This is a genomic window from Bacillus sp. RC251, from assembly GCF_044908765.1.
GTDB classification, from domain to species: domain Bacteria; phylum Bacillota; class Bacilli; order Bacillales; family Bacillaceae_G; genus Bacillus_A; species Bacillus_A wiedmannii.
On sequence record NZ_JBIYDP010000001.1, the window covers coordinates 867,854 to 881,443 of the forward strand.

The following is a 13,590-nucleotide window of genomic DNA, read 5'->3' on the forward strand; positions in this document are numbered from 1 at the left end:
CATAAACTTTGCGTAAAATGATTGCAGCGAATATAGAAAGTTTACAGCAGGAGGAATAGAATGAAGAAATTATATAATGCAGCATTCATTTACTTAATTATCGGTTTATTATCAGGAGTATTTGCAAGAGAGTATTCGAAAGCACAAGGAATTAAAGGATCCACAATGTTGCAATTGGTGCATACACATGTATTAGTGCTCGGTTTCGTATTCTGTTTAATTGCTTTAGCTTTATGTAAAGTGTTTCATGTACAAGAAACAAAGAGCTTTCGTGCATGGTTTGTTGTTTATAATGTAGGAGTAATTTTTACTATTGCTACAATGATATGGAGAGGTCTTCTACAAGTAAATGGAACTGACTTTAACGGTTTAAGCCATATGGCTGGATTAGGTCATGTTATTATAAGTATCGGGCTCGTTTGGTTTATGATTTTACTTAAAAAGTCTTTTAAATAGATAGGAGTGGATAGTATGATAGCACTTTTATCAAGTATTGTAGCAGTTTGTATGGCTGTTGGTGTCATGTTTCTTCGCTTTAAAGCAGCGAAAAAACCGGTAACGAAAAAGAAAATTATATTACCACCAATCTTTATGAGTACTGGTGCAATGATGTACTTCTTACCGGAGTTTCGATTAACATCGTTAGAAATAGTAGAGGCGATTAGCATAGGACTTATTTTCTCTATATTGCTTATTAAAACAACTAAGTTTGAAATAAGAAGTGAACATATATATATGAAACCGTCAAAAGCATTCATATTTATTTTAGTCGGGTTATTGGCTGTACGAGTAGCGTTAAAATCATATTTAAGTCAATCAATTGATTTAGCAGAGTTAAGTGGAATGTTTTTCTTACTCGCATTTGCGATGATTGTGTCGTGGCGAATTGCGATGTATCGCTCATATACTAAATTAGAAAAGACAATAAAAAGAGCTGGAATTTCTAAATAGGAATTCCGGCTCTTTTTATGTTTTATACGATTGTTTTTTTAGCTTTGATTTCATTTGCTTAATTTTAAACGTATTTGAGCATCTTGTAATGCGGCTGGTGTAACGTTAAGACCATGTTGATCAACAATTTTTGTGTTTAATAAAATGGAATCTAAACTTCCACGAAATGTTTTTGTATAGTTTTGACGCAACATTTGTTGTTCTTGTTTTTCATCAACCGTTAATCCAGATATTTTTTCTTTTTTTGATAATTCGTTAATACGGAATAAAATGTTTTTCATTTGATTCACCTCTAGTTAGATTTAATTAAATTAGTTACTTACTAATGTATAGTTATTGTAACGTATCTTTTAATATGTGTCAATGCTTATAAACATGCCTTGTTTTGTAAGTGTATGTGTGGATAAAAAATGAAAAAAACTACAAATACTTGAAATAGAAAAGATGCTAATATACAATACCTTAGTAGGGTATATAAAAGTGTTATTTTTCAGTATGAAAGTAACAAGCAAAAAGGAGTATGTAATAATGAATGCAGTAATTTCAAAGAAAGAAACAATCATCTCATATACAATTGCTATATTATTTATTTTAGCTATGGTAACAGCAGGTGTGTTATTAAATGATCCAGAAGTCATTTTGCCGGAAATAGCGGCAATGGCAATTGCATTATGGGCGTATCGTGAGCCAGGATGGTTAAGACAACCAGAAAAAATCTTTATTGCACCGTCAATAACAGCAGTGATTGGCTTTATGGTGAATCAAATGGATATAGCCTATTTAGGGAAAGTAAGCTTAACGCTTGTATTCATGATGCTGTTTTTACGTGTAATTCAATCCAATTTAGCACCATCTATTGCGACAGGTTTATTACCATTAGTAACAAATGCGACGGAATGGTCATTTGTTATCGCAGTATTCGTTTTGACATTTATTTTAATGATTGGTGTTCTTGTTTTTAAATTGAATAATGGTATTGAGAGAAAAGTTAAAATCCAATATAAATATATGGTTATATTTATATTTTTAAATTTTGTATGGATCAGTTTATGTTGGATAACTGGTTATGAACAATTAGCGGTTATTCCGCCAATTCTAGTCGTTGTGTATGAATCACTTCAAAAACCGATGTACAATGAAAAAATGGCGTTTAAGCAGATCGTGGTATTAACTATATCGGCAACTGTTGGAACGTTATTGTACTTTTCGATTGATTCATGGATTGTAGTCACTTTATTAAATATGATATTAATGATTATTTTATTAAAAATTGTTGGAGTGCGTATTCCAGCAGCGTATGCATTTCCATTATTACCCCTCGTATTTCCTGATGAAATGATAAAAATGTTACCAGTAGCTTCATTCATTGCAGGGGTATTTTTATTTGGTGCAGTACTATTGTATAAGAAGTGGGAAATGAAGCGAAAGGGCATGCAAATGTAGAGAAGAAAATACAATCTCTAGTTAGCATAATAAATAGACACCCGCGGGTGTCTATTTTCATTAAATGAAATTTAGCTTAACTCATTTAAGCAATTAACAAGTTCGGTAGCTTTAGAAAAGAATGGAGAATGATCAGCTTCCAAAGTAATTATTTTCGTACAAGGGGTCTCTGTATTCATTCGGCGCTGAAAATCAATGGGAATCGCTCTATCTAGAGTTGTTTCAATATAAATACGATTTATAGTTCCAAAATTCTCTTCTGATATTTTTAGCTCTTGTTGGAACGGTCCTAGTGGTTGAGGACGCATTTGATTAAAAGATGCTGCTTTAATAGAACCGTCTTCTGTAGCATTTAAAAATGTTTGTTCAATCAACTCTGGTATAAGTTCTGCAGTCATGTCATTCTCATTAATTGAGAATTGTGGACCAGCTTCACCATCTAATTTACTACCAAGACTTTCTCCGTTTTGTGGTAAGAATGCACAAAGATATACTAATTTATCGATTTTATTTGGTATAAGTTCAGCGGTTTGAGTGATCACAATTCCACCCATACTATGTCCAACAAGGATAACTTTTTCGTTTTGTTGATTTATAGTAGCTGTTACTGCATTAACATAGGAATCTAACGTTATATTTTGGGAGGGAGTCATATCTTTCCCGCTTCCAGGTAAGTCTAGTGTAATAACAGTGTGACCTAAAGCCTCTAGTTGAGGTTTTACTAATTCCCATGCCCATTCACCTTGCCATGCCCCATGTACTAAAACGTAAGTACTCATTTAATCAACACTCCTCTAATGTTTATATGTTTATTTTTTCGTAATATTGATGATGTATAATTAGTTTATATGAAGTGAGTTGATAAATATAATGAAGCTTATTTATAGATGATATAAATATCTTTTATATAAGGAGAACAAAATGAACGTTTTTGATTTTAAAGTTTTTAAATACGTGGCTCGTTTGAACAGCATTAGTTTAGCTGCTAAGGAGTTACATATGACACAGCCAGCTATAACTCATATTATAAACAAATTAGAGAAACGATATGCTATCACATTATTTGATCGCTCTAGACAAGGAACTGTTTTAACTGAAAATGGAAAAGAATTTTTAGTTTGTGTAGATCGACTTCTAATCGAGTATGAAAATCTTGAAGAAACAGCTTTAAAATTGAAAAATAAAAGCCTGTATAAAATTGTATTAGCTACTTATCCTTCAGTTACTGTATATTGTTTGGCTGAGTGTATCGAATTAGGTAATTTTGATCACAGTCAGTATGTGCTTGCAGTTCGAGAGGGAAGCTATCAAGAAGTTTTAGATTGGTTGTCTTCTGGAAGTGCAGATTTTTCTATTTCTATAAAAGAAAATTTAATACAAGGATTTCATTATGAAGTTATTGGCGAAGATCCTTATGTTATGGTTTCTTCAAAGACTATTCCACCTAACCTTACTATTAAAGAGTTGAAAAATTATCCTTTTATTATGCCGCTTTCTGGTTGTAAAGAAGTACTTGAACCATATTTGATGAAAAATGAAATAACAGTTAATAAAGTGATGGAGTCAGAGTCAATTAGCTCGGCATTAGCACTTACTTTACAAGTTAACGGTATAACAATCGTTCCGTTATCAGGACTGCATAAACAAATCATTCATGACTTTATCGTGCAACCGATAGAAATTAAAATTCCACGACAACTTATTATGCAATGGTCACCTAAAAAAGAGAATGATCCGCTGTTCTTAGCATTTGTTAAGAATTTACTAAATCAACTACAACAAAAGAAAAAATGATACAAAAGGTAAGCTCATTTCACTGAAGCTTACCTTTTGTATATATTACCAATAAAGAGTAGTATCATAAAGTCCGATTAATATCAGAAGAACACCGGTTATAAGCTGAATAATTTCCCCTATTTTTCGGCTCTTTTTCAATAATGCTCCGTTTAATCCGAGGTAGAAGATGATGAACATAAGGACAACGATTGGTAGAGCAGTTCCTATTGAAAAGAATGTCGGAAACAAGTAACCATAATTATATGAGAAAGATAAAGGAATTAGCGTTCCGAAAAATAGAACGAACATAGTCGGACAAAAAGCTAAGGAAAAGAAGAATCCAAGTAAAAATGAGCCAACCTCATTTTGTTTCCGTATAAATTTGATCGGGAAGAAATTTCGTCCTTTAATAATACCTACCAACATTAGCCCCATTAAAATTAATAAAGGTCCAATTATCTTTCGTAACCACGGGAAGTACAAAGTTAATATTTGCTGAATCTCTTTTCCTAAGAACCATACGAATAGTCCAAGCGTTGTAAAAGCTATTATTTTTCCTAAAATGAATAACAATATATGTTTCCATGCATGTCCCTTTTGTAAAGATTGATTCCCATAAAGTGTAATAGCGCTAATGTTTCCTGTTAATTGGCAAGGAGAAAGGGTACCTACAATGCCTAATAAAAATGCAAATAAAAGAGGAATTGATTTCGTAGCATTTGCGACATCCATTAAAGGAGACATGAGTTGATAACTCCACTCGCTAATTGTTGAAAACACGTTATATTCACCTTTCTAATTAAATTGGAATGTTCCCTCTTTCGTAATCTGCTTCCACGTTTTCCCCTCATCTGTAGAAAGAAACACATTTGCTTTCATTGTAGCAAATACTATTTCAGCTGAATTTTGAGGATTTTGTGATATGTACATAATTGCATCTTTAGAATCTAAAGATGGAGTTTGTATGTTTGTTTCTTCATTTGTAGCAATTGATTTCCTCGTTACGATTTGTTTATTGATAGGGGCGTAAATAACATCTTCATTACTTAATGTAACTGCTGTCGATTCAAGTGATGTAGAGAATAGTTCAAATGTATTTCCGTAATCTGTAGATAAGTAAACACCGTCTTTAGCACTTACCGCGACTACACTAGGTTGGTCAGGATGTACGGAAAAGGAATGAATCGTACTTGAAAGACCTTTTAACTTACTATTTTTCCAATCTTGTCCGTTGTTCGTACTGAAATAAAAACCTTGTTGCAATTTGGAATTTGGACGCTCATTGTATAAATAAATTGCTTCCGTATTATATCCAACAGCAAGGTTATGAAAATCAGATTCTCCATAAAAAGCTAGCTTTTCGAGGGTATTACCGCCATCAGAACTTTTCATTAATCCTAAAGGGTTTTTTAAATTTGCACCTCGTTCAGGATGACCGCTGGCAAAGAACCCATTCTTCGTTGCTTGAAATCCCATATAATCATGTAGCGAAGTTTTAGTTTCAAACCATTTTCCATTTTGATAAACTTTTATTCCGCTATGAGTGGCGATAGAAACCCCGGGCATATTTCCAGCATAGCCAATTCCATGAATGTGCTCGATTTTTCCAGATGTAATTTCTGTATAGAAGTTTTGCGGAATCGTATTTACTGCTTCTGTATGTTTTCGCTGAGATTGCACCGTTTCTTTCTTCACTGTTGCTGTTTCGGCATTGCTAGAACATCCTGAAATGATGAATAAAGAAGTAATTGCTAATCCTGTTGCTACATAATGTTTCAAAGTTGTAGCTCCTTTCCTATATATGAGATTTTAAGTATATGGAATAAATGTCAAGAAATTGTGGAGTAGTATGCATAATTTAGATTGGAAGGGGGACTAGTAATGAAAATTTTCCTTTCTCCATGAGTACTATCAATTGACGAAAAATTATAACAATAATAGAATGAATTGTATTGGGTAATTAGATTTACACGTATACATAGAACGCTAGGGGGATTATTATGAAATCAACATTTTTTGCTCAAAATAGAGAACGATTAGTAAATACATTACCAGATGAATCTATTACTATTTTATTTGCTGGACAAGCACCTCATATGTCGGCGGATGCACATTATAAATTTGTGCCGAATCGAAATTTTTACTATGTAACAGGAATTGATGAACCAAATGTTATTTTCATGTTGAAGAAGTTTGGAAATAGTGTAGAAGAAACACTTTTCATTGAAAAGTCAGATCCAGTAATGGAAAAATGGGTCGGTAAAACAGTTTCTAACGAAGAAGCAGAGAAAATTTCAGGTATAAAGAAAGTTGTATATTTAGATAGCTTTGAAAAGACAATGTCAAATATACTTTTTACAGAAAATGTGAAGCATCTATATTTAGATTTAGAGCGTCGTGAATGGAATGGTACGGAGACAAAAACGCTAGCATTTGCTAAACATGTAAGAGAACAGTATCCACACGTTTTAATTGGTAATGTATATCCGAATATTTGTGAATTACGAGTGTTTAAAACAGAAGAAGAAATTGAAATTATTAAAGAAGCAATTGCTGTAACGAAAGAAGGTATTTACAACGTTCTGAAGCATGCAAAAGCAGACATGATGGAATATGAATTAGAAGCTCAGTTTGATTTCACACTGAAATCATCTGGTATTAAGCATCATGCGTTCAATACAATTTTGGCAAGTGGAAAAAATGCTACAGTTCTTCATTATGAAGATAATGATGCACAAATTCAAAATGGTGATTTAGTACTACTAGATTTAGGCGCTCAAAAAGATTACTATAATGCTGATATTAGTTATACATTCCCGGCAAATGGAACATTCTCTAGTCGTCAAAAACAAATGTATAATATTGTATTAAAAGCATTGAAAGAAACAATAAAACTCATAAAGCCAGGAGTAAAGTTTGCTGCATTAAATGAGCATACAAAAAAGGTACTAGTAGAAGAGTGTAAAGCAATTGGTTTAATTCAAGAAGACGAAGAGTTATCAAAATACTATTATCATGGTGTTAGCCATTTCCTTGGTTTAGATACGCATGATGTAGGAACATATAAAGAGAGAGTGTTAGAAGAAGGTATGGTTATAACAATTGAACCTGGTCTTTATATTGCAGAAGAATCAATTGGCATTCGTATTGAAGATGATATTCTTGTAACGAAAGACGGACATGAAAACTTGTCAAAAGATATTATTAGAGAAGTTGAAGAGATTGAAGCGTTTATGAGAGAAAACAATGTAAATGTAAAAAAAGATGAAGTTGTTACGAAATAATCATTAGTAGAGGCGCTCAATTTTGGGCGTCTTTTTATTTTGTTCATTTTAAACCTCGATATTTTTTCGAAAAGCATTTTCTGTTTATAAATCTGATTATGTTTCAAACCCAAACATTCCTAATAAGCCAGAATGAAATGAAGCAGTTATCCTATGGATAGCTGCTTATTCATTTTCGGTGTAAGAGTCAATGTATATGTTGATCATGCCTGGGTGAAGGTGGGGGAGTATGATCTGGGTATGTCACGAATACGGCAACGATAATTGCCACACTAATTGATAGTAATAACAAAAAACGCCGTTGAATAAAAGTAGAAAAGGTGTCGGATAAAAGTTGAATCATACATGACATAGTTATTGTTATCGTAAGTAAAAGACTAATAAACAGTATACTATGAGCTTGTTGAGCGTTTAACATTTCTGTAATCATTGCTCCCATCATACTTGCCATTAATCCAGAGAACATTCCTTCTAAAGCAGTAAATAGGTGAAAACGTAGACCGACTAAAAAACCGATACAACCACTAATCAAAATAGCAAGCAAAGTAGAATATAGTAATTCTCCTTTAAAAAGAATACCTAAATAAAAACCGATACTTAAACCCGTACTCATACTAAAAGACATAATAAATACCATATACTCCATTAGGGTACCGTTGCGTTTAGAAATGTAAGATGTAATAAGAATCGAGATACAACAAAGTGTTAAGGTGGTTGCTGTGTAAGCAAACATTATGATACCTCCCTGTCCTATCGTTCATTTCATCATATGTTCGTATGGAGAATACTTATGCTTATTTATATCTGCATATTATCTGCACAATTTCATAAATGTAAGTAAGTAGGTGCTTGATTTTTTGAGCATCTTTTTTATTTGTGAGCATGAGAAAGAAATTGTTATATAACGAGTTTCTATTGTGAAGCTATAAAGAATAAGCGTATAATATTATAGTTATCCCATTACTGGGAGTAACCCGCGAATGATAAATAAGATTGTTCTTTTATCATCGCCTCTAAACAGATAGACAATGAAAGTAACACTGGAATACAGATAGGGAGTTATAAAATGAAATTAATTATTGCCGAGAAACCAGATCAAGGTTTGGCTCTTGTTTCACAATTTAAATATCGCCGAAAAGATGGATATTTAGAAGTAGAAGCGAATGAGCTATTTCCAAATGGAGCGTACTGTACATGGGCAATTGGTCATTTGACGCAGTTATGTAATCCAGAGCATTATCACGCAGAGTGGAAAAAATGGTCACTTAATACGTTACCAATGATTCCTGAACGTTTTCAATTTGAAGTAACAAAGTCAAAGTATAAGCAATTTAATGTTGTGAAACAGCTGTTACATAATCCTCAGGTAACAGAAATTATTCACGCGGGCGATGCTGGGCGTGAAGGGGAATTGATCGTACGAAACATTATTAATCTTTGTAACGTGCAAAAGCCGATGAAGCGTCTTTGGATTTCTTCTTTAACGAAACAAGCTATATACCAAGGATTTAAAAATCTATTAGATGAAGCAGATACAATTAATACGTACTATGAGGCGTATACAAGGTCATGTGCGGACTGGGTCGTTGGTATGAATGCATCGCGTGTCTTTAGTATTTTGCTAAAGAAAAAAGGAATGAACGATGTATTTTCAGCTGGTCGTGTACAAACACCGACACTCGCATTAATTGTAAAGCGTGAAAAAGAAATAGAGAACTTTAAGTCTGAGCCGTTTTGGGAAGTGTTCGCAACCTTTAATATAGAAGGAAAGAAGTATGAGGGGAAATGGGAGAAGGATAGTGAATCCCGCTTACAAGACCCTGATATGGCAAATAAAATTGCAGCATTTTGCCAAGGGAAACCGGCCGTAGTAAAAGAAATGAAAACGGAGCGTAAAGAGTTTCAGCCGCCGTTTTTATTTAATTTATCAGCACTGCAAGCGACAGCTAATAAAGCTTTTAAATTTTCACCGAAAAAGACGCTTGATATAACACAAGCACTATATCAAAAAGGAATAGTTTCTTATCCTCGTTCGGATTCTAACTATGTTACACAAGGAGAAGCAGCGACGTTCCCTGATATTTTACAGAAGTTAAGTCAGTTTGATGAATATAAAGGTTTATTACCAGCTCCAGTTGAATCGATTATGAATAATAAGCGTTATGTGAATGAAAAAAAAGTGACAGATCACTACGCTATTATTCCGACAGAGCAAGTTACAAATCCAAGCAAACTATCAGGTGATGAAAAGAAAATTTACGATATGATCGTAAGAAGACTGATTGCGGCGCATTATGAAGTAGCAATCTTTGACTACACAACGATTACAACTCTTGTAGACGAACGTGCTGAATTTATTTCAAAAGGAAAACAGCAAATTCAAGAAGGTTGGCGTAAAGTTATTTTCCAAGATGATAAAGATGACGAAACAATTCTTCCAATTGTCGCAGAAGGTGAACAAGGGAAAGTTGTAAAGGTGAAAGTGAAAGAAGGAAAAACACAGCCACCGAAGCGTTATACAGAAGGTCAACTTATTACGTTAATGAAAACGGCAGGTAAGTATTTAGAGAACGAAGAGCTTGAGAAAGTATTAAAGAAAACAGAAGGTTTAGGTACAGAGGCAACTCGCGCTGGAATTATTACGATGCTGAAAGACCGTAAATATATAGATGTGAAGAAAAATCAAGTGTATGCAACCGATAAAGGGAAAGTATTAATTACCGCAATCGGTGATAAAATACTGGCTTCACCAGAAATGACAGCGAAATGGGAGCAGCGCCTTGCGGAAATTGGGGAAGGTACAGCATCACCAGCTACATTTATGGAACAAACGAAAAAGCTATCAGCGAAAATTATTGAAGATGCAGTGGAAATGTCGGAGAAGTGGGATTTCACTGGATTACATGTTGAATCGATTGAGCGAAAAGGATCGAAATTTACAACTGGTAAAAAGGTTGGTAGTTGTAAAAAATGTGATGGCGACGTGATTGATAAGTCAACGTTTTACGGTTGTTCTAACTACAACACAACGCAATGTGACTTTACCATCTCGAAGAAAATATTAAGTAAAACAATTTCACAAAAGAATATGACAAAGCTCTTAAAAGGTGAAAAGACCGATTTAATTAAAGGCTTTAAAAAAGGCGAGAAAACGTTTGATGCGATGTTAGAGTGGAAAGAAAATAAGATTAATTTTGTGTTTGAGAATTAAGTGATTTCAACAAATAAAGGTTTTTGTAACAGGTAAGGTTTGGGGAAATATGGATAGAGAAGAAAAAGCATGACAATTTTATGTCATGCTTTTTTATTTTATAATTACAAAATTTTGTGTACTAATATTAAAAGGAAGGACTTTAATGTGACATTTCGAAAATTCCTTATTCTTGATTATATTCTATAGAGACTTAAGTTTTCCTCGTGCCCTGTACGTACACCGAAGATACTTAAAAAATTTGTCATGATTTTTTGGGAAATAGAAAATCCAAGGTTTAAATAGCAACACCGGTTCTGCTGGTGGCTTAATAACATTTATCAATGCTGCATTGCTTATATACTTGATTAAATCGTCTGAAGGATTTATACATGTTAAAAAATTGAATTGTTTAAGATTATTTGGATCTCTGTTGTTAATGCCTATTACAATTATTGAATTCAAGGACCAAGCTTGATTGGATTGTGTAAAACCGGAAACCGAAAGAGGCCCATAAGCTTGTAAAAGCGTCTGCCAATCCCCCAAAACCCAATCAAAGTTGTTTATTCCTTCTAATTCAACTGTCCTTATTAGTTCCTTGTAGGTATTATCGTATAAACTTGAATAAAGTCCTATATTGTTGATGTAAAGTTCCTTAAACTTTTGGCCCAATGAATCCATGATATCATTTGACATTCTGCTCATCCAACTGAGGAAAAGAAATCATTATGAAATTGATTCAAGTGAAAAAGAAAATATTTTCAAAAAATTAAGAAGTTTCATATCTTAATCTATTGACATCCAAATATTGTAATGCTAATCTAAACATACCGACGTCCTGTATGTTTAGATTAGAAGAGGTGTGTAAATGAAAATTAAAGATTCAAAGCAAACAATTGAAAAAATATTAACGGTGTCAGCAACGCTGTTTAGTGAGAAGGGATTTGATAAAACTAGTATACAAGATATTGTTGATTCTATTGGAATGTCACGTGGTGCTATTTTTCATCATTTTAAGTCGAAAGAAGATATATTAGATGCAGTAATAGAACGACATTTAAATTATACTTACGAGATGTTGGAGCAATTAGCTAACAGCGTTGATTCAGTAAATAGTAGGGATAAGCTGATAAAAATCTTAGAGATACTTATATCAGACAAGAATATTCATACGATTGATAGTGTTTTAAATGTCCAAATTAAAAATCCACAGTTTGTTATTCAAAGAATAAAAAAAGGTGTAACAAAAGAAGCGTTAATTTTTAAAGAAATTATAGAACAAGGGATAGCTGATGGATCAATTGAAACTGAATATCCTAATGAATGTGCAGAAGTTTTTATGTTTTTGATAAATATTTGGACGAATCCAGTTCTATTTAATCGTAAAAAAACAGAAACAATTAGGCGGCTGATTTTTATGCAATATATGATGAGGCAACTAGGTGTTGATATTGTGAGTGACAAATTAATAGAATCACTTATGGAGAATTATCCGAATGTAGAAGATGGTGATATAGATGAATAGTTTTGCGGTAAAAATAGATAAATTGGTAAAAACATTTGCTGGTTCAGAGGTGATTAAAGGCAGCGCAATGACGGTGAAAGCCAATACCATATATGGATTCTTAGGTGCCAATGGTGCAGGGAAAACAACAGTGTTTAAAATTTTATCAGGATTATTGGTTCCTACATCTGGGAAGGTTGAAATTTTTGGAATGGATATAACGAAAAATCGCGAGTTGATATTAAAAAATATAGGAACTTTAATTGAAGTCCCAGTATTTTATGAGCATTTATCAGCAACTGAGAATTTAAAATTTCATTTAGCATATATGAATGTGGAAGGATTTGGAGTTTCTGAAGTTTTAGAAATGGTAGGCCTTACTCAAACGGGCGACCAACCAGTTTCTAAATTTTCATTAGGAATGCGACAAAGATTAGCAATAGCACGTTCGTTCATTCATAAACCTAAGCTTTTAATTTTGGATGAGCCAGTAAATGGACTAGATCCACTTGGAATTCAAGAAATGAGGGTGTTATTTAAAAATTTATCTAAAAATTACGGGATGACCATTCTTATTTCAAGCCATATTCTTAGTGAACTTGAACATATTGTAGATTCAATTGGAGTCATTGTGAATGGAGTGGTTGTAGAAGAAGCACTTTTAGAAGAAGTAAAGACAAAATCTCCGAAAGGATTAGAAGAATATTTCTTTAAAATTATGTCGGGAGGAAAAGTATGTGTTTAATATAATACAACTTGAAATTAGAAAAAATAAAATAAATACGTTTATTTTGGCGAGTGTTATTTCTAGTATTGGTTTACTTGCTTTTATCTATTTTATTGCATTTGTTGCACAACAAACGAATGAAGTTCAATTTCAGAACTATACTAATATCTATAAATTTACTACTTTAATGGGGATGATTGTTTTTTCATGTATATCATCTGTAATGTATACTCGCTTTATTATTGAAGAATATAAAGGTAAACAAATGACATTGTTATTTTCTTATCCTATTAATCGAAAGAAAGTTTTATTTGCAAAGTTACTTATTGTACTTGGTTTTACTACGGTGTCTATGATTATTTGCACTGCTATACCTATCATTATTTTTAGTTTAACAGAAAAAATTTCTCCTATTGTTCCAGACACTCTTTCACAGCAAGATATTTTTTCTACATTGTTAATGATTGTAATTACTGCTTTTATAACAAGTATGGTAGCCCTTATTGCTATGAGAATAGGTTTTATTAAAAAATCAGTTCCAATTACAATTATTTCTGCTTTCGGATTAATTGCACTTTTAGGGAATACTGTGGCATCTGGCTATGATAAGCCTATGTTAGGTGTCATTATATTAGTAATAATTGCTGCTATTGGAATTTTAGTTGCTCTTGAATTGATGCAGAGAGTAAATCGGATGGAAATAGATTAATTGAGG

15 protein-coding genes are annotated in these 13,590 nt (G+C 32.9%); 9 read left to right on the forward strand and 6 right to left on the reverse strand.

The annotated features are described in order from the left end of the window. Nucleotides 1-60 precede the first annotated feature (60 nt). Nucleotides 61-456, forward strand: a complete 396-nt coding sequence (locus tag ABH961_RS04540; protein ID WP_098076111.1) for a DUF2871 domain-containing protein — start codon at nucleotides 61-63, stop codon at nucleotides 454-456. Nucleotides 457-471: 15 nt separating this feature from the next. Further along, nucleotides 472-951 (forward strand): CcdC family protein, encoded by a 480-nt coding sequence (locus ABH961_RS04545; RefSeq protein ID WP_098076113.1) that lies wholly within the window; start codon nucleotides 472-474, stop codon nucleotides 949-951. 50 nt (nucleotides 952-1,001) lie between these two features. Here the strand turns inward: ABH961_RS04545 and ABH961_RS04550 are convergent, their stop codons facing one another. Beyond that, a complete protein-coding gene (locus ABH961_RS04550) occupies nucleotides 1,002-1,232 on the reverse strand; it encodes a DUF896 domain-containing protein (RefSeq protein WP_098076114.1) in 231 nt (76 codons plus the stop codon). 247 nt (nucleotides 1,233-1,479) lie between these two features. On the opposite strand from ABH961_RS04550, the gene ABH961_RS04555 reads away from it, so the two are divergent. Beyond that, entirely contained in the window at nucleotides 1,480-2,394 is a 915-nt protein-coding gene (locus ABH961_RS04555) for an HPP family protein (protein WP_141519942.1), read from the forward strand. Nucleotides 2,395-2,465: 71 nt separating this feature from the next. Here ABH961_RS04555 and ABH961_RS04560 read toward each other — a convergent pair whose 3' ends face one another. Further along, nucleotides 2,466-3,173, reverse strand: coding sequence for an alpha/beta fold hydrolase (locus tag ABH961_RS04560; protein ID WP_098068193.1), 708 nt, complete (start codon nucleotides 3,171-3,173; stop codon nucleotides 2,466-2,468). 142 nt (nucleotides 3,174-3,315) lie between these two features. Between ABH961_RS04560 and ABH961_RS04565 the strand changes: the two genes are divergently transcribed. After that, nucleotides 3,316-4,188, forward strand: a complete 873-nt coding sequence (locus ABH961_RS04565) for a LysR family transcriptional regulator (protein WP_048543250.1) — start codon at nucleotides 3,316-3,318, stop codon at nucleotides 4,186-4,188. Nucleotides 4,189-4,233: 45 nt separating this feature from the next. Here ABH961_RS04565 and ABH961_RS04570 read toward each other — a convergent pair whose 3' ends face one another. Both ABH961_RS04570 and ABH961_RS04575 read right to left on the reverse strand, forming a co-directional pair. Next, nucleotides 4,234-4,950, reverse strand: a complete 717-nt coding sequence (locus ABH961_RS04570; RefSeq protein ID WP_255258473.1) for an urease accessory protein UreH domain-containing protein — start codon at nucleotides 4,948-4,950, stop codon at nucleotides 4,234-4,236. 15 nt (nucleotides 4,951-4,965) lie between these two features. Beyond that, nucleotides 4,966-5,949: a F510_1955 family glycosylhydrolase gene (locus ABH961_RS04575; RefSeq protein WP_098076118.1), complete on the reverse strand. Its 984-nt coding sequence runs from the start codon at nucleotides 5,947-5,949 to the stop codon at nucleotides 4,966-4,968. A gap of 221 nt (nucleotides 5,950-6,170) precedes the next feature. Between ABH961_RS04575 and ABH961_RS04580 the strand changes: the two genes are divergently transcribed. After that, nucleotides 6,171-7,454, forward strand: coding sequence for an aminopeptidase P family protein (locus tag ABH961_RS04580; protein WP_098076120.1), 1,284 nt, complete (start codon nucleotides 6,171-6,173; stop codon nucleotides 7,452-7,454). Nucleotides 7,455-7,641: 187 nt separating this feature from the next. On the opposite strand, the gene ABH961_RS04585 is transcribed toward ABH961_RS04580, so the two are convergent. Continuing rightward, a complete protein-coding gene (locus ABH961_RS04585) occupies nucleotides 7,642-8,187 on the reverse strand; it encodes a hypothetical protein (protein WP_098076121.1) in 546 nt (181 codons plus the stop codon). Nucleotides 8,188-8,520: 333 nt separating this feature from the next. Between ABH961_RS04585 and topB the strand changes: the two genes are divergently transcribed. Next, nucleotides 8,521-10,665, forward strand: coding sequence for a DNA topoisomerase III (topB, locus tag ABH961_RS04590; protein ID WP_098076123.1), 2,145 nt, complete (start codon nucleotides 8,521-8,523; stop codon nucleotides 10,663-10,665). A gap of 183 nt (nucleotides 10,666-10,848) precedes the next feature. Here topB and ABH961_RS04595 read toward each other — a convergent pair whose 3' ends face one another. Then, complete coding sequence (locus tag ABH961_RS04595; protein ID WP_098076125.1) at nucleotides 10,849-11,340, reverse strand: hypothetical protein; 492 nt, start codon at nucleotides 11,338-11,340, stop codon at nucleotides 10,849-10,851. Between the two features lie 172 nt (nucleotides 11,341-11,512). Here ABH961_RS04595 and ABH961_RS04600 point away from each other — a divergent pair, with 172 nt between their 5' ends. From ABH961_RS04600 to ABH961_RS04610, 3 genes are read left to right on the forward strand one after another with little or no spacing between them, the layout of a single operon-like run. Then, nucleotides 11,513-12,169, forward strand: a complete 657-nt coding sequence (locus tag ABH961_RS04600; RefSeq protein WP_000692812.1) for a TetR/AcrR family transcriptional regulator — start codon at nucleotides 11,513-11,515, stop codon at nucleotides 12,167-12,169. After that, nucleotides 12,162-12,893 carry an ATP-binding cassette domain-containing protein gene (locus ABH961_RS04605; protein WP_001083811.1) on the forward strand — a complete coding sequence of 244 codons (732 nt, stop codon included), beginning with the start codon at nucleotides 12,162-12,164 and terminating at the stop codon, nucleotides 12,891-12,893. The genes ABH961_RS04600 and ABH961_RS04605 overlap by 8 nt, the downstream gene beginning before the upstream one ends. Next, a complete protein-coding gene (locus ABH961_RS04610) occupies nucleotides 12,886-13,584 on the forward strand; it encodes an ABC transporter permease (protein ID WP_000481846.1) in 699 nt (232 codons plus the stop codon). The genes ABH961_RS04605 and ABH961_RS04610 overlap by 8 nt, the downstream gene beginning before the upstream one ends. Nucleotides 13,585-13,590: the final 6 nt, after the last annotated feature.

Coding starts and splice junctions, on each gene's coding strand:
- ABH961_RS04565 (WP_048543250.1), top strand. CDS start 3,316: ATGAACGTTTTTGATTTTAAAGTTTTTAAATACGTGGCTCGTTTGAAC.
- ABH961_RS04555 (WP_141519942.1), top strand. CDS start 1,480: ATGAATGCAGTAATTTCAAAGAAAGAAACAATCATCTCATATACAATT.
- ABH961_RS04545 (WP_098076113.1), top strand. CDS start 472: ATGATAGCACTTTTATCAAGTATTGTAGCAGTTTGTATGGCTGTTGGT.
- topB (WP_098076123.1), top strand. CDS start 8,521: ATGAAATTAATTATTGCCGAGAAACCAGATCAAGGTTTGGCTCTTGTT.
- ABH961_RS04540 (WP_098076111.1), top strand. CDS start 61: ATGAAGAAATTATATAATGCAGCATTCATTTACTTAATTATCGGTTTA.
- ABH961_RS04600 (WP_000692812.1), top strand. CDS start 11,513: ATGAAAATTAAAGATTCAAAGCAAACAATTGAAAAAATATTAACGGTG.
- ABH961_RS04580 (WP_098076120.1), top strand. CDS start 6,171: ATGAAATCAACATTTTTTGCTCAAAATAGAGAACGATTAGTAAATACA.
- ABH961_RS04605 (WP_001083811.1), top strand. CDS start 12,162: ATGAATAGTTTTGCGGTAAAAATAGATAAATTGGTAAAAACATTTGCT.
- ABH961_RS04595 (WP_098076125.1), bottom strand. CDS start 11,340: ATGTCAAATGATATCATGGATTCATTGGGCCAAAAGTTTAAGGAACTT.
- ABH961_RS04560 (WP_098068193.1), bottom strand. CDS start 3,173: ATGAGTACTTACGTTTTAGTACATGGGGCATGGCAAGGTGAATGGGCA.
- ABH961_RS04585 (WP_098076121.1), bottom strand. CDS start 8,187: ATGTTTGCTTACACAGCAACCACCTTAACACTTTGTTGTATCTCGATT.
- ABH961_RS04550 (WP_098076114.1), bottom strand. CDS start 1,232: ATGAAAAACATTTTATTCCGTATTAACGAATTATCAAAAAAAGAAAAA.